This is a genomic window from uncultured Xanthomonas sp. (genome assembly GCF_964278005.1).
GTDB lineage: Bacteria > Pseudomonadota > Gammaproteobacteria > Xanthomonadales > Xanthomonadaceae > Xanthomonas_A > Xanthomonas_A sontii.
This window is the reverse complement of sequence record NZ_CAXYKF010000006.1, coordinates 303,655-321,553: the sequence shown is the minus strand read 5'-3', so window position 1 is coordinate 321,553 and position 17,899 is coordinate 303,655. Positions and strand designations below refer to the sequence as shown.

The 17,899-nt window shown below is 70.2% G+C and carries 14 protein-coding genes and 1 pseudogene; 12 read left to right on the top strand and 3 right to left on the bottom strand.

What is annotated here, in order from left to right; all coding sequences use genetic code 11:
* The first annotated feature begins 48 nt into the window (after positions 1 to 48).
* From ACHWVH_RS03850 to ACHWVH_RS03840, 3 genes are all read left to right on the top strand, one after another.
* Positions 49 to 1,833: a copper resistance system multicopper oxidase gene (locus ACHWVH_RS03850; RefSeq protein WP_394686701.1), complete on the top strand. Its 1,785-nt coding sequence runs from the start codon at positions 49 to 51 to the stop codon at positions 1,831 to 1,833.
* The gene (locus tag ACHWVH_RS03845) at positions 1,830 to 3,035 is read left to right on the top strand and encodes a copper resistance protein B (protein WP_394686700.1); all 1,206 of its coding nucleotides are present in this window, start codon (positions 1,830 to 1,832) and stop codon (positions 3,033 to 3,035) included. The genes ACHWVH_RS03850 and ACHWVH_RS03845 overlap by 4 nt, the downstream gene beginning before the upstream one ends.
* Positions 3,036 to 3,189: 154 nt before the next feature.
* Positions 3,190 to 3,627 (top strand): hypothetical protein, encoded by a 438-nt coding sequence (locus ACHWVH_RS03840; RefSeq protein ID WP_295925164.1) that lies wholly within the window; start codon positions 3,190 to 3,192, stop codon positions 3,625 to 3,627.
* 199 nt (positions 3,628 to 3,826) lie between these two features.
* Here the strand turns inward: ACHWVH_RS03840 and ACHWVH_RS03835 are convergent, their stop codons facing one another.
* Complete coding sequence (locus tag ACHWVH_RS03835) at positions 3,827 to 4,300, bottom strand: hypothetical protein (protein WP_295925162.1); 474 nt, start codon at positions 4,298 to 4,300, stop codon at positions 3,827 to 3,829.
* 222 nt (positions 4,301 to 4,522) lie between these two features.
* Between ACHWVH_RS03835 and ACHWVH_RS03830 the strand changes: the two are divergent.
* Positions 4,523 to 4,821 (top strand): annotated as a pseudogene (locus ACHWVH_RS03830) (lactoylglutathione lyase); the annotation flags it as partial.
* Positions 4,822 to 4,832: 11 nt separating this feature from the next.
* Here the strand turns inward: ACHWVH_RS03830 and ACHWVH_RS03825 are convergent.
* Positions 4,833 to 5,885 (bottom strand): hypothetical protein, encoded by a 1,053-nt coding sequence (locus ACHWVH_RS03825; protein WP_295925159.1) that lies wholly within the window; start codon positions 5,883 to 5,885, stop codon positions 4,833 to 4,835.
* 83 nt (positions 5,886 to 5,968) lie between these two features.
* The gene (gene glmS / locus ACHWVH_RS03820) at positions 5,969 to 7,801 is read right to left on the bottom strand and encodes a glutamine--fructose-6-phosphate transaminase (isomerizing) (RefSeq protein ID WP_017916681.1); all 1,833 of its coding nucleotides are present in this window, start codon (positions 7,799 to 7,801) and stop codon (positions 5,969 to 5,971) included.
* Between the two features lie 242 nt (positions 7,802 to 8,043).
* On the opposite strand from glmS, the gene ACHWVH_RS03815 reads away from it, so the two are divergent.
* The 8 genes from ACHWVH_RS03815 (at position 8,044) to ACHWVH_RS03780 (ending at position 17,887) form a co-directional block, all read left to right on the top strand.
* A complete protein-coding gene (locus tag ACHWVH_RS03815) occupies positions 8,044 to 9,312 on the top strand; it encodes an efflux RND transporter periplasmic adaptor subunit (protein ID WP_394686699.1) in 1,269 nt (422 codons plus the stop codon).
* Between the two features lie 135 nt (positions 9,313 to 9,447).
* Positions 9,448 to 10,173, top strand: coding sequence for an ABC transporter ATP-binding protein (locus ACHWVH_RS03810; protein WP_017910317.1), 726 nt, complete (start codon positions 9,448 to 9,450; stop codon positions 10,171 to 10,173).
* Between the two features lie 13 nt (positions 10,174 to 10,186).
* Entirely contained in the window at positions 10,187 to 11,515 is a 1,329-nt protein-coding gene (locus ACHWVH_RS03805; RefSeq protein WP_267102679.1) for an ABC transporter permease, read from the top strand.
* 10 nt (positions 11,516 to 11,525) lie between these two features.
* Complete coding sequence (locus ACHWVH_RS03800) at positions 11,526 to 12,761, top strand: ABC transporter permease (RefSeq protein WP_394686698.1); 1,236 nt, start codon at positions 11,526 to 11,528, stop codon at positions 12,759 to 12,761.
* Between the two features lie 12 nt (positions 12,762 to 12,773).
* Entirely contained in the window at positions 12,774 to 14,096 is a 1,323-nt protein-coding gene (locus ACHWVH_RS03795) for an ABC transporter permease (protein ID WP_295936529.1), read from the top strand.
* A 15-nt stretch (positions 14,097 to 14,111) separates the two neighbouring features.
* Positions 14,112 to 15,326, top strand: a complete 1,215-nt coding sequence (locus tag ACHWVH_RS03790) for an ABC transporter permease (protein WP_394686697.1) — start codon at positions 14,112 to 14,114, stop codon at positions 15,324 to 15,326.
* Between the two features lie 12 nt (positions 15,327 to 15,338).
* Positions 15,339 to 16,649: an ABC transporter permease gene (locus tag ACHWVH_RS03785; RefSeq protein WP_394686696.1), complete on the top strand. Its 1,311-nt coding sequence runs from the start codon at positions 15,339 to 15,341 to the stop codon at positions 16,647 to 16,649.
* Entirely contained in the window at positions 16,646 to 17,887 is a 1,242-nt protein-coding gene (locus ACHWVH_RS03780) for an ABC transporter permease (RefSeq protein WP_394686695.1), read from the top strand. Before ACHWVH_RS03785 ends, ACHWVH_RS03780 begins: the two co-directional genes overlap by 4 nt.
* The last annotated feature ends 12 nt before the right edge of the window (positions 17,888 to 17,899 follow it).

The following is a 17,899-nucleotide window of genomic DNA, read 5'->3' as shown; positions in this document are numbered from 1 at the left end:
GCCCATCGGCGCTGCGTGGCGCATCGCATCCGCTTACGGACATCGCACATGAACCCATCTTCTTCCGGCCTGCCGGCGCTGCCGTCGCGGCGCCGCTTCGTCACCGGGCTGGCGCTGGGCGCCGCCGCCGGCCTCACCGGGCTGCCGCTGCGCAGCGCCCACGCCAGCGCGCTCGCCCGCAACGGCGCCGCGCCCTACGTGCTGCAGGGCACCGACCTGGATCTGAGCATTGGCAGCACCCGCGTCAACTTCACCGGGCGCGAGCGTCCCGCCATCGCCGTCAACGGCAGCGTGCCGGCGCCGCTGCTGCGCTGGCGCGAAGGCGACACCGTCACCATCCGCGTGGCCAACCGCCTGCCCGGCCACACCCAGACCTCGGTGCACTGGCATGGCCTGCTGCTGCCGGCCAACATGGACGGCGTGCCGGGCATGAGCTTCGACGGCATCTACCCGGGCGAGACCTACCAGTACCGCTTCGCCCTGCGCCAGTCCGGCACCTACTGGTACCACAGCCATTCGCTGCACCAGGAGCAGGTCGGGCTGTACGGCGCCATCGTCATCGACCCGCGCGAGCCGCCGCCGTACCGCTACGACCGCGAGCACGTGCTGCTGCTGTCGGACTGGACCGACCTGGATCCGGCAGCGCTGTTCCGGCGGCTGAAGCAGATGCCGTCCTACGACAACCTGTACCAGCGCACCGTCGGCGATTTCCTGCGCGACGCGCGCGAGGACGGGCTGCGCGCCACCCTTGCCGACCGCGGCATGTGGGGGCGCATGCGCATGACCCCCAGCGACCTGTCCGACGTCAACGGCAACACCTACACCTACCTGCTCAACGGCATGACCCCGGCCGGCAACTGGACCGGGCTGTTCCGTCCCGGCGAGAAGGTGCTGCTGCGCTTCATCAACGCCTCCAGCATGAGCTACTTCGACGTGCGCATCCCCGGGCTGAAGATGACCGTGGTCGCCGCCGACGGCCAGTATGTGCATCCGGTGAGCGTGGACGAATTCCGCATCGCCGCGGCCGAAACCTTTGATGTGCTGGTCGAACCCAGCGGCCAGGACGCGTACACGGTGTTCGCGCAGGACATGGGCCGCACCGGCCACGCGCGCGGCACGCTCGCAGTGCGCGAAGGACTGCAGGCACCGGTGCCGGCGAACGATCCGCGTCCGCTGCTGCGCATGCAGGACATGGGCCATGCGATGGCCGGGCACGCCGGCATGGAGGGCGGCTGCGGCGCGAACATGCACATGGCCGGCATGCCGGGCATGGAGCACGCCGCGCACGCGGCTGCAGGCGCTGCCACCGCACCTGCGCACCCACGCAGCGAACGCGGCAATCCGCTGGTGGACATGCAGTCCGCCGCCACCGCGCCACGGCTGGACGACCCGGGCATCGGCCTGCGCGACAACGGCCGCCGCGTGCTGAGCTACGCCGACCTGCACAGCCTGTTCGAGGACCCGGACGGACGCGAGCCGGGGCGCGAGATCCAGTTGCACCTGACCGGCAACATGGAGAAGTTCGCCTGGTCGTTCGACGGCATTCCCTTCGCCAGCGCCGAGCCGCTGCGGCTGAACTACGGCGAGCGCCTGCGCATCGTGCTGGTCAACGACACGATGATGCAGCACCCGATCCACCTGCACGGCATGTGGAGCGACGTCGAGGACGCGGCCGGCCGCTTCCAGGTGCGCAAGCACACCGTGGACATGCCGCCGGGCACGCGCCGCAGCTACCGCGTGCGCGCCGATGCGCTGGGCCGCTGGGCCTACCACTGCCACCTGCTCTACCACATGGACGGCGGCATGATGCGCGAAGTGCGGGTGGACGCATGAGCCGCCTCCGCCTCGCTCCGCTCGCCCAGGCCACCGGCCTGGCGCTGCTGCTCGCGCACGCTGCGGCGCAAGCGCAGCATGCCCACACGGCCGATACCGACGGCGGCGACGCACCCACTGCCGCGCCCTGCGCCTGCCCGGCACCCGCTGCCACCACACCCATGGCGGGCGCTGCGGAGGCATCGCAGCCCGACACGGCAATGCACGGCGCCATGGACCACGCAGCCATGGGGCATGCCGCGCACGCGTCGACCATGCAAGACACGCCTGCGGCAGAGCACGCCGACGCCCTGTCGCACGCGCACATGGACCACGCCACGAAGGACCACGCGGCCGCGCCGGCGTCGCAGGTCGATCACAGCCACCGCGCGCATCACGCACACGACGGCATGCATCACGACGGCATCGACCATGCGATGCCCACCGCGCCCGCGTCGACCGCGACCGCGAGCGCATGCCAGTGTCCTGCGAGCGCCGACACGTCGCTGCCACGCGAGCCGATCCCGCCGATCACCGACGCCGATCGCGCAGCCGCATTCCCCGTGCTGCGCGACCACGGCATGGCGCACGGCGCGGCGCGCATCGGCTACCTGCTGGTCGATCGCCTGGAGGGCTGGGACAACGCCCACGGCAGCGGCCAGGCCTGGGAGGCACGTGGCTGGTACGGCGGCGACATCGACCGGCTGTGGCTGCGCAGCGACGGCAAACGCGAGGGCGGCCGCACCACGGCCTCCTCGCTGGAACTGGCTTATGGCCGCGCGATCTCGCCCTGGTGGGACATGCTGATCGGCGCCAGGCAGACATTCGCGCCGGGCCGCGCGCGAACCTCGGCGGCGTTCGGCGTGCAAGGCATGGCGCCGTACAAGTTCGAGGTGTCGGCCATGCTCTACGTCGGCGAGGGCGGCCATGCCAACCTGCACCTGGAAGGCGAGTACGACGTGCTGCTGACCAATCGCCTGATCCTGCAGCCACGGCTGGAAGCCGAACTGGCCGCGCGCGACGATCCGGCGCATCGTACCGGCAGCGGCCTGACCACCGTGGAGGGCGGGTTGCGCCTGCGCTACGAGGTCACGCGCCGGTTCGCGCCGTATGTCGGCGTGGAGCACGTGCGCAGCTTCGGCGACACCGCCGACCTGCGCCGCGCCGATGGCGAGGCGGCGCGCGAGACACGCTGGGTCGCCGGCCTGCGGTTCTGGTTCTGAGCGGACGGCAACGCGGCGCGGCGCTGTCCGTCGACGGTCGTTCTCCCCATCCAGGGTCGGCCGCAGTTCACCCGGTACATGCGAGGGTTCGGGCAGCCCTGTGCGCACCACGCACGCGGGGCTGTCACCGTCGATCGCCCAGGAGACCCCCTCGATGCACGAATCCGCCAACGCCGCCGTTCCCGCGGCCCGCCGGTGGCTCGGCCTGGCAGGCATCGCCTGCCTGGCCGTGCTCGCCGCTTGCGCATGTTCGACCGCCATGCAGCAACGCCCTCTGCTGCCGGACGGCACCCACGCGGCTGCCGACGCGCAGGACGCCAACGCGGCCAGGGCAGTGATCGTCTACTTCGATCGCAGCGGCGACGTCGAGCAGACCAAGCGCCGCATCAGCGCGGCGGCGGCGGGCTGGCATGCCCCGCTGCTGTACACGCTCGACCGCGTCGGCGCCATCGTGTTGGGGGTCCCGACCGGGAAGACCGCCGAGCGCCTCATCGCCGACGTCAGCGCCATCGCGGGCGTGCTGATGGCGGTACCCGATGGCCAACAGCAACTGCAGCAGGACGCGTCGTCGCCCCCTTCGTCGGTGCGGTAGCCAGCGGGCCGATGCCAGGGGCGCCCGCGCATGCGGGCGAGCGCGCTGGATGGCCTGGACGCGTCCGCGCGCGCCGGTGCGGCCGTCTCCCGCAGGCGCGGCGCTGGCGGTTTCCAGGATCGGCCACGACAGGCGTCATGGCAATGCCCGCCACGGCTGAAGCCGCTGCTACAACACGGCTCCTGCAAGAACGCTTCAGCTAGGCGTGCAGCGCCGCCTGCAACCCCGCTACCTCGTGCCGCGGCGGACGCAGCGCCCCCAGCGTGCCGACCAATTCGCGATAGCTGCGCGCGAGCTGCGCGAACAGCCCCGCGTCGCTGTCGCGGGTCTCGGCGACTTCGGCATAGGCGCCGCGGCCCAGATCGATGAAGTAGTCCACGCTGACCCGACGTCGCGCCGCCACGCCAGGGAACAGCCCGGCGATCAGCAGGCAACCGTCGCCGACCTCGCGCAAGGCGTCGGCACGCGCACGCCCCACCTGCTCCTGCGCATGCAGCCAGGCCAGCGCCTGGATGCGCGCCAGCAACTGCGCGTCGCGCTGGTAGCGCAGCAGCACGAACACCAGATAGTGCTCGCGCGGTTCGTCCAGCGGCCGGCCCAGGCGCTGCCCGGCCTCGTGCACCAGCGCCTGCCACAGCTCGGCCGGCGCCCCCTGTCTGAAAGACTCGTACATGCGTCCTCCTGCGTGGTGGGAACCCTCGCAGGAAGCTTATGCATAACCCGGGCCAGTGCGTTAGCAGATCGGCGGCGCCTCTGCCAACAGGCGGAGCCGCACGACTCTCTCGCCGCGCTCTACATCGGCCGCTACGCCGTCGCCCTTGGAATTGCGCCAAGCCGCACAACGCGGCGCCTCCCCCATGCGAGACCGCCATGCCCACCACCGAAGGTACAGGTGCCGGCAGACCCGGCGCAGCGGCAGATGTGGACGGCCGGCCCGGCGTGCTGGAATCGACCCACAACCACGGCAGCGAACGGCTGGATGGCCCGGTCTACCACGACGGCAACAGCGAGCCGCGCGGCTTCGGCCATCTGTGCGTGTCGGTGCCGGACCTGCATGCGGCCTGCGCACGCTTCGAAGCGCTGCACGTGCCGTTCCAGAAGCGCCTGAGCGACGGGCGCATGCGCAACATCGCCTTCATCAAGGACCCGGACGGCTACCGGGTGGAGATCATCTCCAACACCTCCAGCGACTGAGCGCAGCGCGCTCAGGCATGCTGCGGCGCGATCACCACGTTGACCCGCAGGCCTAGGCGGCCGGATTCAAGATCTTTCTTGAGCACCGCCGGGTTGTCCAGCAACCCGGCCGGATCGTAGATCAGGCACACCAGGCGCTTGACGCCAGGATGCTGGCTATAACGGGCGGCATCGATCACCAACTGATCGACGATCTCGCGATCCCGCAGCCCATCGCGCGTCATTTTCACTTCGATCGCGACCTCGTTGTCGTCGAGCCGAAAATCCATCCGCGAACTGTTGCCGGCATAGCTCGGCGTGTACTCCTCGGCACGCACGTGCAGGTAATGCAGCTTCAACAGCGCGTGCAGAGCATCCTGCACGTCGTGCTCGTCGACGAAGGTCATGGCCGTCCGTGTTGCGTGGCGCTTGCCGATCTGCCGTACGAACGCGTGGAAGTTCTGCAGCAGGTTGAACAACTGCGCCAGATCACCGCCCGGCGTGCTCGCATCATCGACGGCTGGCGCTGGATCGGCGTAGGACCGTTCCAGCAAGCGCTGCTCAAACTGGCGTTGCGGCTTCGATGCTGGGCGCAGGATGAAATGCAGCAGCACGACGGCACCTGCCATGAGCGCCAGGTAGAAGATCAGATAGCGGGGATCCAGTCGGACGTCGATATCGGGCACATAGCTGGCCCGCACGTGGTCCGCCGCCCCCTGCCCACGGGCGACGACCAGATAGTGGACCACCACCACCAGCCCGGACATCGATCCGCTGCCGGCGTAGAACTCGTCCGGGCGTTCGACCGGAGATCCCTCGGGAGACGCGTTGTAGCGCTGCATCTGCGCGAACAGCGGCGCCGTGCGCGCCCTGAACTCCTCCGACAGCAGGAACTGCTGCACCCTGGAATTGCTCAGGTCGTGCGGCTGGAAGATCGGCCAGATCAGCAGCAGATAGCTCAGCGTGATCATCACCGCGGACAGCACCGTCGCGGACAGGGCCAACCGCCGCATCCATTGCACCCGTTCGATCAGCGCCCGCAGCGACGCCTGCGGCGACCCACGCGTTTCGTGGACATCCTGCATCGTGTCGCTCCTGGGTTGCAGGCGATGGACGCGCCCTCGCCGCCAGCATAGCGCAGCGTCGGCATCGCCCTGCGCCCCGGCGACTACTCCACCGTCACCGACTTGGCCAGGTTGCGCGGCTTGTCCACGTCGGTGCCGCGCGCCAGCGCGGTGTGGTAGGCCAGCAACTGCACCGGCACGGTGTGCAGCACCGGGCTGAGCACGCCGGCGTGGCGCGGCGTACGGATCACGTGCACGCCTTCGGACTCGTTGAAGTTGCTGTCCTGGTCGGCGAACACGAACAGCTCGCCGCCGCGCGCGCGCACTTCCTGCATGTTCGACTTCACCTTCTCCAGCAAGGTGTCGTTGGGCGCGATCACCACCACCGGCATGTTGGCGTCGACCAGCGCCAGCGGGCCGTGCTTGAGCTCGCCGGCCGGATAGCCCTCTGCGTGGATGTAGGTGATCTCCTTGAGCTTGAGCGCGCCTTCCAGGGCGATCGGGTAATGCAGGCCGCGACCGAGGAACAGCGCGTTGTGCTTGTCGGCGAAGCGCTCGGCCCATACCGCGATCTGCGGTTCCAGGTTGAGCACGTGCTGCACGCTGCCGGGCAGGTACCGCAGTTGCTCCAGGTACTCGGCCTCCTGTTCGGCGCTCAGCCGCCCGCGGCGCTTGGCCAGCACGCAGGTGAGCTGGAACAGCGCCGCCAGCTGGGTGGTGAAGGCCTTGGTCGAAGCCACGCCGACCTCGGCGCCGGCGCGGGTGTACAGCACCATCGCGCTGGCGCGTGGGATCGCGCTCTCGGGCACGTTGCAGATCGACAGGGTCTTGGTATGGCCCAGCGCCTTGGCGTACTTGAGCGCCTCCATCGTGTCCAGGGTTTCGCCGGATTGGGAGATGGTCACGATCAGCTGCCGCGGATTGGCGCAGGCATCGCGGTAGCGGTACTCGCTGGCGATCTCCACGCTGCACGGCAGCCCGGCGATGCCCTCGATCCAGTAGCGCGCGGTCAGCCCGGCGTAGTAGCTGGTGCCGCAGGCCAGGATCTGCACGCCGTCCACGTCGGCCAGCAGCGCCTCGGCCTTGCTGCCGAACAGCGTGGTGTCGAACCCGCCTGCGTCGAACAGCGCCTCCAGCGTGTCGGCCAGCGCGCGCGGCTGCTCGTGGATCTCCTTCTGCATGAAGTGGCGGTACGGGCCCAGCTCCAGCGAGGCCAGCGACACGTCGGAGACGTGCGGCTCGCGCTGCACCGGCTGGTCCTGCGCGTCGTACACCTGCACGCCGTCGCGGCGCAGTTCGGCGGTGTCGCCTTCTTCCAGGAAGATCACCCGGCGCGTGGCCTGGATCACCGCCGAGACATCCGAGGCGATGAAGTTCTCGCCCTCGCCCAGGCCGATCAGCAGCGGGCAGCCCATGCGCGCGCACACCAGCAGGTCCGGGCGCGACTTGCTCACCGCGGCCACGGCATAGGCGCCGGTCAGCTCCTTCACCGCCGCCTGCAGCGCGCCGAGCAGGTCGCGGCCCTGGGCGATGTAGTGGTGGATCAGGTGGGCGATGACCTCGGTATCGGTCTGCGATTCGAACACGTAGCCCAGCGCGGTCAGGCGTTCGCGCTGCTGCTCGTGGTTCTCGATGATGCCGTTGTGGACCAGCGCCAGGTCGCCATGACTGACGTGCGGGTGCGCATTGGCCTCGGTGACGCCGCCATGGGTCGCCCAGCGGGTGTGGCCGATGCCCAGCGGCGCGTGCAGGCCTTCGGCCAGCGCGGCGCTCTCGGTCTCGGACACGCGGCCGGTACGGCGCACGCGGCGGACCTGCCCGTCGGCGATGGCGGCGATGCCGGCCGAGTCGTAGCCCCGGTATTCCAGGCGCTTGAGCCCCTCGATCAGGACCGGAACCACATCGCGATCCGCGATCGCACCGACGATACCGCACATAGCCACGCCCTTCGCCGCAAAGTCCGCCATTCTAGCGAAGTCCGCTGAATGTCTCGCCGCTGTCCGCTGCCGGACACAGAGCGTGTCACCCATTCCCGAGCATGCCCCCGCCCTGGTGTCCGCGAACGTGTCCGCGGACACCCGGACACCTGTCCGCGCCGTCCGCACGCATGCAATTCAATGACTTGCAGTTGGCACGCATCATGCTGTGAAGTCCCCATCCTCACCGCTGCGACCGTCCGATGATCCGTGACACCTCCGCCCAGGACCAGGTTCTCGCCCGCCCCCGCTCCGCGGCCTGGCGCCGCTGGCTGTGGCCCGGGCTGATCACGGCGCTGGTGCTGCTGGGCATCGCCTTCGCCGCACGCGGCTGGATCGCCGGCAGCCGCTCGTTCGACGCACAGCGGGTGCGCATCGCCACGGTGACCCGCGGCGACCTGGTCCGCGACATCTCCGCCGACGGCCGCCTGATCGCCGCCAACAGCCCCACCCTGTACGCGATCTCCGGCGGCACCGTGACCCTGAAGGTGGTCGCCGGCGACGTGGTCAAGCAGGGCCAGGAGCTGGCCGAGATCGACAGCCCGGAACTACGCAGCAAGCTGGCCCAGGAAGAGGCCACCCTGGCCGGCCTGCAGGCCGAGGCCGGCCGTGCCGACCTGGACGCGACCCTGGCCCGCGCCAATGCCAGCAAGCTGATCGACCAGGCGCAGATCGAACGGCAGGCGGCCAGCCGCGACCTGGAGCGCTACCAGCGCGGCTATGAAGGCGGCGCCGTGCCGGCAGTGGAACTGGCCAAGGCCCAGGACACCCTGAAGAAGGCCGACATCGCGATGAGCCACGCGCAGAAGGATTCGGGCCTGCAGGCGCAGGGCGCCTCGCTGGACGCGCGCAACAAGCGCCTGCTCGCCGAGCGCCAGCGCGCGGTGGTGGCCGAGGTGCAGCGCCAGGTCGACCTGCTGACCCTGCGCTCGCCGTTCGACGGCCAGGTCGGCCAGGTGCAGGTCTCGCAGCACACCAACGTCGCCGCCAACGCGCCGGTGCTGAGCGTGGTCGACCTGTCCAAGTTCGAACTGGAGATCAAGGTGCCGGAAAGCTTCGCCCGCGACCTGGCGATCGGCATGCCGGCGCAGTTGACCAGCGGTGCCGGCGAACCGTTCGCCGGCGCGATCTCGGCGGTGTCGCCGGAAGTGGTCAACGGCGAGGTCAACGCGCGCATCCGCTTCACCGACAAGCAGCCGCCGGGCCTGCGCCAGAGCCAGCGCATGAGCGCGCGGGTGCTGCTGGATACTCGCAAGAACGTGCTCAAGCTCGAGCGCGGCCCGTTCGTCGAACAGTCCGGCGGCCGCTACGCCTACGTCATGGACGGCGACTCGGCGGTGCGCCGCCCGGTCGAACTGGGCGTCACCAGCCTGGGCGAAGTCGAAGTGCGCTCGGGCCTGCAGCCGGGCGACCGGGTCGTGGTCTCCGGCAGCGACCTGTTCGGCGATGCGCCGCAGGTGACGGTGCATTAGGAGCCGGGATTGGGGAATCGGGATTGGGGATTCGCAAGCCTCTCTCGTTTTCCTTTCCTGGCCACTGATTCCGAATCCCGACATCCCTAATCCCTAATCCCCAATCCCCGCTCCACCACCACAGGAACTCACGCCATGCTCGAAATGCGCTCCGTCTCCAAGGTCTTCCGCACCGAACAGGTCGAGACGCATGCGTTGCGCTCGCTGGACCTGCATGTCCGCGAGGGCGAGTTCGTCGCCGTCACCGGGCCGTCGGGGTCGGGCAAGACCACCTTCCTCAACATCGCCGGGTTGCTGGAAACCTTCACCAGCGGCCAGTACCTGCTCGACGGCCAGGACGTCAGCAACCTCAACGACGATGCGCGCTCGCGCATGCGCAACCAGAAGATCGGCTTCATCTTCCAGGGCTTCAACCTGATCCCCGACCTCAACCTGTTCGACAACGTCGACGTGCCGCTGCGCTACCGCGGCATGGGCGCGGCCGAGCGCAAGCAGCGCATCGAGGAGGCGCTGAGCCGGGTCGGGCTGGGCTCGCGCATGAAGCACTATCCGTCCGAACTGTCCGGCGGCCAGCAGCAGCGCGCGGCGATCGCCCGCGCCCTGGCCGGCAGCCCGCGCCTGCTGCTGGCCGACGAACCGACCGGCAACCTCGACTCGCAGATGGCGCGCGGGGTGATGGAACTGCTGGAGGAGATCAATGCGCAGGGCTCGACCATCGTCATGGTCACCCACGACCCGGAACTGGCCGCGCGCGCGCAGCGCAACGTGCACATCGTCGACGGCCAGGCCACCGACCTGCAGCGCGAACCGGTGCTGGTGCAGGGCGGCGCGGCGGCGGCGTCCGCCAACGATCACCGCTGAGACAGGCCCTGCCATGTCGCTGCCGTATGCCGTGGAACTGGGATTGCGTGGAATGCGTCGGCATCCGCGCACGGTGTTGCTCGCCGTGCTCACGCTCGCCCTGGGCCTGGCATCGGTGATGACGATGCTGACCTTGCAGGCGATGCTGTCCGCCGATCCACTGCCCGGCCTCAGCCAGCAGCTGTACCTGGGCTGGGTGGACTCGCGGCAGATCGCCCGCCAGGACGACCCCGACGCTGGCGAGCCGCCTCAGGCGCTGTGGAAGCTGGACGATGCCACGGCATTCATGGCTACGCTGCCGCAGGTGCGGCAGGCGGCGCTGACGCTGAGCACGTTCGACGTGAGCGACCAGGCACGCACGCGCCACCAGCAGGCCTACGCGATCAGCGCGCTGGGACCGATGCCGGCGCTGTTCGGCCTGCCGCTGCGGTCCGGCCGCTACTGGACGGACGCAGAAGAACGCAACCGTGCGCCGGTGGCCATCATCAGCCACGCGCTCAGCCTGAAGCTGCTGGGCAGCGAGAACGGCGTCGGCCGGCAGATCCGACTGGGCAAGCAGCTGTTCCAGGTCGTCGGCATCAGCGACGACTGGAGACCGCGCCCGGCCTTCTACTTCCTCAATGGGCCGGAAGCGGCCTGGCAGCAGTATCCGCTGGAGGTGTTCGTTCCGGCACGGGCGGCCCTGGACGCGGACGCCAAGCCGGGATTCGTCCAGGACTGCGACGACACCGGCCACGCCGGCGTGCGCTTCAACGAACTCGACCTCGGTGCCTGCCGCTGGCTGATGCTCTGGGCGCAGTTGTCCACCCCCGTGCAGGTAAACGCCTACCGCGATGCGCTGTCCGCGTTCGCACAAGCGCGCCATGCCGATGGGGTTTTCCAGCGCGCGCCGCAGGTCGCCTTGTACGGCGTGGCCGAGTGGCTTGCGCGCAACCGCGTGGTCCCGGACAGCGTGCGCCTGAACGTCTGGCTGGCGCTCGCGCTGCTCGGGCTGTGCATCGTCAATGTCGCCGGCCTGCTGGCCGCACGTTTCCTGCGCCGCTCCGCCGAAATCGGCGTGCACCGGGTCCTGGGCGCCCCGCGCGCGGCGGTGTTCGTCCGCTGCCTGACCGAAGCCGGCGCGATCGGCCTGTTGGGCGGCGTGCTGGCATTGCCGGCCACGCTGTTCGCCCTGTGGATCGTGCGCATGCAGGCGGAGGCCTACAGCGACCTGGCACGCTTCCAGCCCAGCCTGTTCCTGGCGATGGTGGCGCTGGCGATCGGCACCGGCCTGCTGGTCGGCCTGCTCCCGGCGTGGCGTGCAGCGTTGCTGCAACCGGCGCTGCAAGTGAAAAGCCTCTGAGGGCCCGTCGATGCCACTGCGCCCCTATCTCTCACCCCTGTTGCGGCATCCGCTGATGCCGCTGCTGGTGATCGTGCAGACCGGCCTGGCCTGCGCGATCCTGACCAACGTGCTGTTCCTGCTGTGGCAGAAGCTGGCGCCGATGCTGGTCCCGGACGGCATCGCCCGCGATGAGGTCATTTTGGTCGACCAGGTGATCAATGGCCAAGGCGGCTGGAAAGCGCCGCAGATCCGCGCCGGCACCGACACGCTGCGCCGCATCCCCGGAGTCACCGCGGTCTCGCCGACGATCGGCCTGCCAATGAGTTCCTCCATGGTCATGGTCGGCCGCGTCGCCGGCCCTGCGGCGACCGAGCGCGTGAGCCTGCTGGTCGGCGACGACCTGATCGATGCGTTGGGCCTGGACCTGGTGGCCGGACGCAACTTCAGCGCCGACGAAATGCGGGTCGGCGACCTGCCCGCCGCGACCGCGTCCGACCGCACCACCGCGGTCATCCTCACCCAGGCGCTGGCGCAGCGGCTGTTCGGCTCGCGCCCGGCGCTGGGCGGCGTGCTCACCAACGGACAGGCGAACGCGACCAAGCGTTTCGTCGTGGTCGGCATCGTCCGCCACCTGCTGCGCTACCAGCTCGACGCGCTGGACGACGGCAAGGCCGAGTACACGATGCTGACGGCGGGCACAGTCACCGGGACGCCGATCCTGACCTACGCGGTGAGGACCGCGCCGGAGCGGCGCGCGGCCGTGATGGCCGAGATCCCGCAACGTGTGCAGCAGTTGTTCGGCGACGCGCTGCTGCGCGGGATCACGATCCGTGCGAACGACTACGAATCCCAGCGCAACGAACGGCTCCAGCCGCGCCGCGCCGCAGTGTGGCTGTTCGGCACCGCCAGTGCGGTGGTCACCCTCATCACCCTGATCGGCATCGCCAGTCTCAGCGGTTTCTGGATCCAGCAGCGGACCCGGCAGATCGGCATCCGCCGCGCCCTGGGCGCCAGCCGCGGCCAGATCCTGCGGCATTTCCTGCTGGAAAACCTGGTGGTCATCGGCAGCGGCGTGGTCCTGGGCATGCCATTGGCCTACATCGCCAATCTCTGGTTGATGCAGCACTACGAGCTGCCGCGGCTGCCCGCCGCCTGCCTGCCGATCGGCTTGCTCGCCCTGTTGCTGCTAGGCCAATGCGCGGTGTTGTCGCCGGCGCGGCGCGCCGCCGCGATCCCGCCCGCCACCGCCACCCGCAGCGCCTGAGCCAAGGACCCCATGTTCCGTTACTACATCCAACTGGCAGTACGCAGCCTGCGCCGCAGCCCGGTGCTCACCGCGCTGATGGTGCTGTCCATCGCCGTGGGCATCGGCGCGGCGATGACCACGCTGACGGTGATGCGGTTGCTGTCCGGCGATCCCTTGCCCGGGCGCAGCCAGCAGATCTTCTTCGCGCAACTCGATCCGCGCCCCAGCAACGGCGCCAACCAGAAGCCTTTCGACAAGCTCGACTACCCCTCGGCCATGGACCTGTGGACGCGCGGGCGCGCCGATCGCCAGGCCATGGTCGCCGAGAGCGAGATCAAGGTGCACGCGGCAGACGGCGCCACCCCGCCGTTCATGACCCAGTTGTTGATGACCCAGGCCGATTTCTTCCCGATGTTCCAGGTGCCGTTCGCCTACGGCAGCGGCTGGCGCGCGCGCGACGACCAGGACCGGGCGCGGGTGGCGGTGATCTCGTCCGACCTCAACGCCAAGCTGTTCCAGGGCCGCAACAGCGTCGGCCGCAGCCTGCTGGTGCGCGGCACGGCGGTGCGCATCGTCGGCGTGCTGGCACCGTGGCGGCCGTCGCCGCTGTTCTACACGCTGGCCGGCGGCAGCTTCGCCCATGGCGATACCGCCAGCTTCTACGGACGGCCGCAGGACGTGTTCATGCCGCTGTCCAGCAGCCTGGAGGTCAACGACGGCCACATCCAGCCGTGGACCTGTTTCAGCAAGCCCGAGGCCAACCTGGACCTGCGCAGCGCGCCGTGCGTGTGGCTGCAGTTGTGGGTGCAGCTGGACACGCCGGCGAAGGTCGCCGACTACCGCCGGCTGCTGGCCGACTACGCCGCGCAGCAGCACGCCGCCGGGCGCATCGGCCGCGCCGACACCGCGCGCCTGCTGTCGCTGCCGCAATGGCTGGACCATAACCGCGTGGTGCCGGGCGACGTGCGCCTGCAGAGTTGGCTGGCGCTGGCGTTTCTGGGCCTGTGCCTGTTCAACAGCGTCGGCCTGCTGCTGGCCAAGTTCCTGCGCCGCGGCGGCGAGATCGGCGTGCGCCGCGCGCTGGGGGCCTCGCGTCGCGCGATCTTCGCGCAGTGCCTGACCGAGGCCAGCGTGATCGGCCTGCTCGGCGGCGCCGGCGGCTGGCTGCTGACCCTGCTGGGCCTGTGGAGCGTGCGCCAGCAGCCCACCGCCTACGCCGACCTGGCGCATCTGGATCCGACGACGTTCGCCGGCACCTTCGCACTGGCGATCGCCTGCAGCCTTGCCGCCGGCCTGTTCCCCGCCCTGCGCGCCAGCCGTATCGCGCCGGCCATGCAACTCAAAAGTCTGTAACCGGGGCGCACGACGATGCACATCACTCCCATCCTCAGCGCGCTGTCGCGCCATCGCATCGCCGCGGCGCTGATCGCGCTGGAAGTGGCGCTGGCCTGCGCCGTGCTGTGCAACGCCTTCTTCCTGATCGGCAATCGTCTGGAGCTGGTGCACCTGCGCAGCGGCATCGACGAGACCGCGCTGGGCCTGGTGTCGCTGTCCGGCTGCGACGGCTGCAACGCCGCCGACGTCAACGCCCGCGCGCTGGATGCGGTGCGCCGCACGCCCGGCGTGCGCGCGGCCGGTGCCATCAACACTGTCCCGTTCGCGCCGCCGGTGTTCAACAACGGGCTGTGCCTGGACCAGGACTGCACCCGGGTCGGCGGCGTGCCGCACTTCTACATGGTCAGCCCGGGCGCCGTCGCGGCACTGGCGCTGCAGCCGGACAGCGGCCGCACCTTCGGCGAGGCCGACTACCAGCCGCTCGACAACGGCATCCCGACCGCGGCCGGCGTGTGGATCACGCGGGCGCTGGCCGCGCACCTGTGGCCGGGCCAGGATCCGCTGGGCAAGGAATTCTGGTCCGGCGGCCATTTCCGCGTGATCGGCACGCTGGAGCATCTGGCGCGCCCCGATCCGGGCCGCAGCGAGGATGGCGTGATCGGCAGCGACTGGTCGGTGGTGATCCCGGTGCGCGAGGCCGCGCAGTCCGGCACCTATGTGCTGCGTGCCGATCCGCGCGACTTGCCACGGGTGTTGGCGCAGGCGCGCGCAGCGGTGGCACGGGCGGTGCCCGAGGCGGTGCTGGACAACGCCAACAGCAAGCCGCTGGACGACCTGCGCCAGACGTATTTCCAGAGCGACCGGGCGATGACCGGGCTGCTGGTCGCGATCATCGTCGCGATGCTGCTGGTGACCGCGCTGGGCATCGTCGGCCTGGTCAGCTTCTGGGTGCAGCAGCGCACCAAGCAGATCGGCATCCGCCGCGCGCTCGGCGCCACCCGCCGCGACATCCTGCGTTATTTCCAGACCGAGAATCTGCTGCTGGTCGGCGCCGGCGTGGCCCTGGGCATGTTGCTGGCCTACGGCGGCAACGTGCTGCTGATGCGGGTCTTCGAACTGGAACGGTTGCCGGCCAGCTACCTGCCGGTCGGCGCGCTGCTGCTGTGCGCGCTGGGCCAGCTCGCCGTGCTCGGCCCGGCGCTGCGCGCGGCCGCCGTCGCCCCCGCCATCGCCACCCGCAGCGCCTGACCCGGAGCCCGCATGTTCGCCTACTACCTCCGCCTGGCGCTGCGCAGCTTCGGTCGCAACCGCATCCTCACAGGACTAATGGTGCTGGCCGTGGCGCTGGGCATCGGCGCGTCGATGACCATGCTGACCGTGCTACACACGCTCTCCGGCGACCCGCTGCCCGGGCGCAGCGCCACGCTGTTCCATCCGCAGCTGGATCCGCGTCCGCGCAACCTGCCCAGCGCCGACCCCGAGCCGCCGGACGAACTGACCTGGCAGGACGCGACCGCGCTGTACCGGGCGCAGGCGGCGCCGGCGCAGACCATGACCAGCGCGAACTGGCTGCCGGTGCGCCAGACCGTGCCCAACAGCCCCTTGCGCATGCTCACCACCCGCGCCGCCACCGCCGACCTGTTCGGCATGTTCGGCATGCGCTTCCTCTACGGCAGCGGCTGGAGCCATCGCGACGATACCCAGCGCGCGCCGGTGGTGGTGCTGAGCCGCAAGCTCAACGACGCGTTGTTCGGCGGCGCCGACAGCGTCGGCAAGACCCTCACCATCGCCACCCGCCCGTTCCGGGTGATCGGGGTGATCGACGCGTGGGATGCGCAACCGCGCTTCTACGACCTCAACTCCGGTGCGTACACGCCGCCGGAAGCGCTGTACATGCCGTTCGAGACCTGGCTGGACCTGCCGCAGGACTATGGCTACGGGCCGATGCAGTGCTGGGGCAAGGACGGCGAGGCCGGCCTGCACGATCCCAAGGCCGCGCAATGCACCTGGGTGCAGTACTGGGCACGGCTGGACACGCCGGAGCAGGCGCGGCGCTATCGCGCGGCGCTGGATGCCTACAGCGCGCAGCAGCGCCAGCTCGGCCGCTTCGAACGCGCCCCCAACACCCGCCTGCGCGGCCTGGTCGACTGGCTGGACTACAAAAGAGTGGTGCCGGCCACGGTGCGCATGCAGACCTGGATCGCCTTCGGTGTGCTGCTGGTATGCCTGCTCAATGCGGTCGGCCTGCTGGTCGCCAAGTTCATGCGCAAGGCCGGCGAGATCGGCGTGCGCCGCGCGCTCGGCGCCAGCCGCCGCGCGGTGTTCGCGCAGTGCCTGGCCGAATCGGCGCTGATCGGCTGCCTGGGCGGCCTGCTCGGCATCCCGCTGACCTGGGTCGGCCTGTGGCTGGTGCGCCAGCAACCGGTGGCGTACGCGCAGCAGGCGCATGCCGATCCCGCGATCCTCGGCATCGCCCTGGCCGTGGCCACGCTCTCGGCGCTGGCCGCCGGCCTGTGGCCGGCCTGGCGCGCCTCGCGCATCGCCCCCGCCCTGCAGGTGAAATCGCTATGACCCCGCTGCCTCCCGTGCGTCCCATCCTGTCCGCATTGGGCAGCCATCGCGCCGCGGTGGTGCTGATGGCCCTGCAGATCGCCCTGACCCTGGCGGTGCTGTGCAACCTGGTGTTCATCATCGCCCGCACCTACCAGCGCGTGCAGACCCCGACCGGAGTGATGGAACAGGACATCGGCCTGATCCAGAGCATCAGCGTGGTCGGCGAGCCGGGCAGCGTCAGCAGCGTCGGCCGCAGCCTGGACATCCTGCAGGCGGTGCCCGGCGTCGAAGCGGCGGCGTTCGGCACGCCGCCGCTGTGGGGCCCGACGCAGGCGCAATTGTTCCTGCAGCCGCAGGCCACGCAAGCGGTCGCCCGTGCGCGCCTATTCCTCGGCAGCCAGGGCCTGAACCGCACGCTGGGCATCCGCATCGTCGCCGGTCGCGACCTGCGCGACGCGGAACTGACCGGCGCCTCGGACCTGTTCGGTGCACCACCGGAGATCGAGCGGCGCCTGCCGGCCCTGATCACGCCCTCGCTGGCGGCCAAACTGTTCCCCGGCACGTCGCCGCTGGGGCGCACCCTCTACACCAGCACCTTCAACCAGCCGGTGCGCCTGGACATCGTCGGGGTGATGGCGCCGGTGCGCGGCGACATCACCGGCCACGACGACGATGCCGATGCACTGCTCACCGAGATCCGCATCGGCAGCGAAGGCTGGGGCGGCGGCTACCTGATCCGCAGCACGCCCGGGCAACTGGCGCAGGTGCTGCCGCGCGCGGCGGCGGCGATGCAGCGCGCCAACCCCACCTACGTGCAGCAGCGCGTGGCCACCATGCAGGAACTGCGGACCGAGTACTTCAAGAGCGACAGCGCGGTGGCGCGGATGCTGCTGGCGATCATCCTGATCCTGCTCACCGTCACCGCGCTGGGCATCGGCGGGCTGGCCAGCTTCTGGGTGCAGCAGCGCACCCGGCAGATCGGCATCCGCCGCGCGCTCGGCGCCACCCGCGGCGACATCCTGCGCTACTTCCAATTGGAAAACCTGCTGATCGTCGGTGGCGGCGCGTTGCTCGGCGCCGTGCTCGCCTACGTCATGAACCAGTGGTTGATGCAGCGCTTCGAACTGGAGCGGCTGTCCTCGCCCACCGTCCTGACCGGCATCGTCGCGGTGTGGCTGCTCGGCCAGTGCGCCGTGCTCGGCCCCGCCTTGCGCGCCGCCGCCGTCCCGCCCGCCACCGCCACCCGCAGCGCCTGACCCCGGAGTTCC

Excerpts from the sequence above, each read along its gene's own strand:
- ACHWVH_RS03850 (WP_394686701.1), top strand. The coding sequence starts at position 49 with ATGAACCCATCTTCTTCCGGCCTGCCGGCGCTGCCGTCGCGGCGCCGC.
- ACHWVH_RS03845 (WP_394686700.1), top strand. The coding sequence starts at position 1,830 with ATGAGCCGCCTCCGCCTCGCTCCGCTCGCCCAGGCCACCGGCCTGGCG.
- ACHWVH_RS03840 (WP_295925164.1), top strand. The coding sequence starts at position 3,190 with ATGCACGAATCCGCCAACGCCGCCGTTCCCGCGGCCCGCCGGTGGCTC.
- ACHWVH_RS03835 (WP_295925162.1), bottom strand. The coding sequence starts at position 4,300 with ATGTACGAGTCTTTCAGACAGGGGGCGCCGGCCGAGCTGTGGCAGGCG.
- ACHWVH_RS03825 (WP_295925159.1), bottom strand. The coding sequence starts at position 5,885 with ATGCAGGATGTCCACGAAACGCGTGGGTCGCCGCAGGCGTCGCTGCGG.
- glmS (WP_017916681.1), bottom strand. The coding sequence starts at position 7,801 with ATGTGCGGTATCGTCGGTGCGATCGCGGATCGCGATGTGGTTCCGGTC.
- ACHWVH_RS03815 (WP_394686699.1), top strand. The coding sequence starts at position 8,044 with ATGATCCGTGACACCTCCGCCCAGGACCAGGTTCTCGCCCGCCCCCGC.
- ACHWVH_RS03810 (WP_017910317.1), top strand. The coding sequence starts at position 9,448 with ATGCTCGAAATGCGCTCCGTCTCCAAGGTCTTCCGCACCGAACAGGTC.
- ACHWVH_RS03805 (WP_267102679.1), top strand. The coding sequence starts at position 10,187 with ATGTCGCTGCCGTATGCCGTGGAACTGGGATTGCGTGGAATGCGTCGG.
- ACHWVH_RS03800 (WP_394686698.1), top strand. The coding sequence starts at position 11,526 with ATGCCACTGCGCCCCTATCTCTCACCCCTGTTGCGGCATCCGCTGATG.
- ACHWVH_RS03795 (WP_295936529.1), top strand. The coding sequence starts at position 12,774 with ATGTTCCGTTACTACATCCAACTGGCAGTACGCAGCCTGCGCCGCAGC.
- ACHWVH_RS03790 (WP_394686697.1), top strand. The coding sequence starts at position 14,112 with ATGCACATCACTCCCATCCTCAGCGCGCTGTCGCGCCATCGCATCGCC.
- ACHWVH_RS03785 (WP_394686696.1), top strand. The coding sequence starts at position 15,339 with ATGTTCGCCTACTACCTCCGCCTGGCGCTGCGCAGCTTCGGTCGCAAC.
- ACHWVH_RS03780 (WP_394686695.1), top strand. The coding sequence starts at position 16,646 with ATGACCCCGCTGCCTCCCGTGCGTCCCATCCTGTCCGCATTGGGCAGC.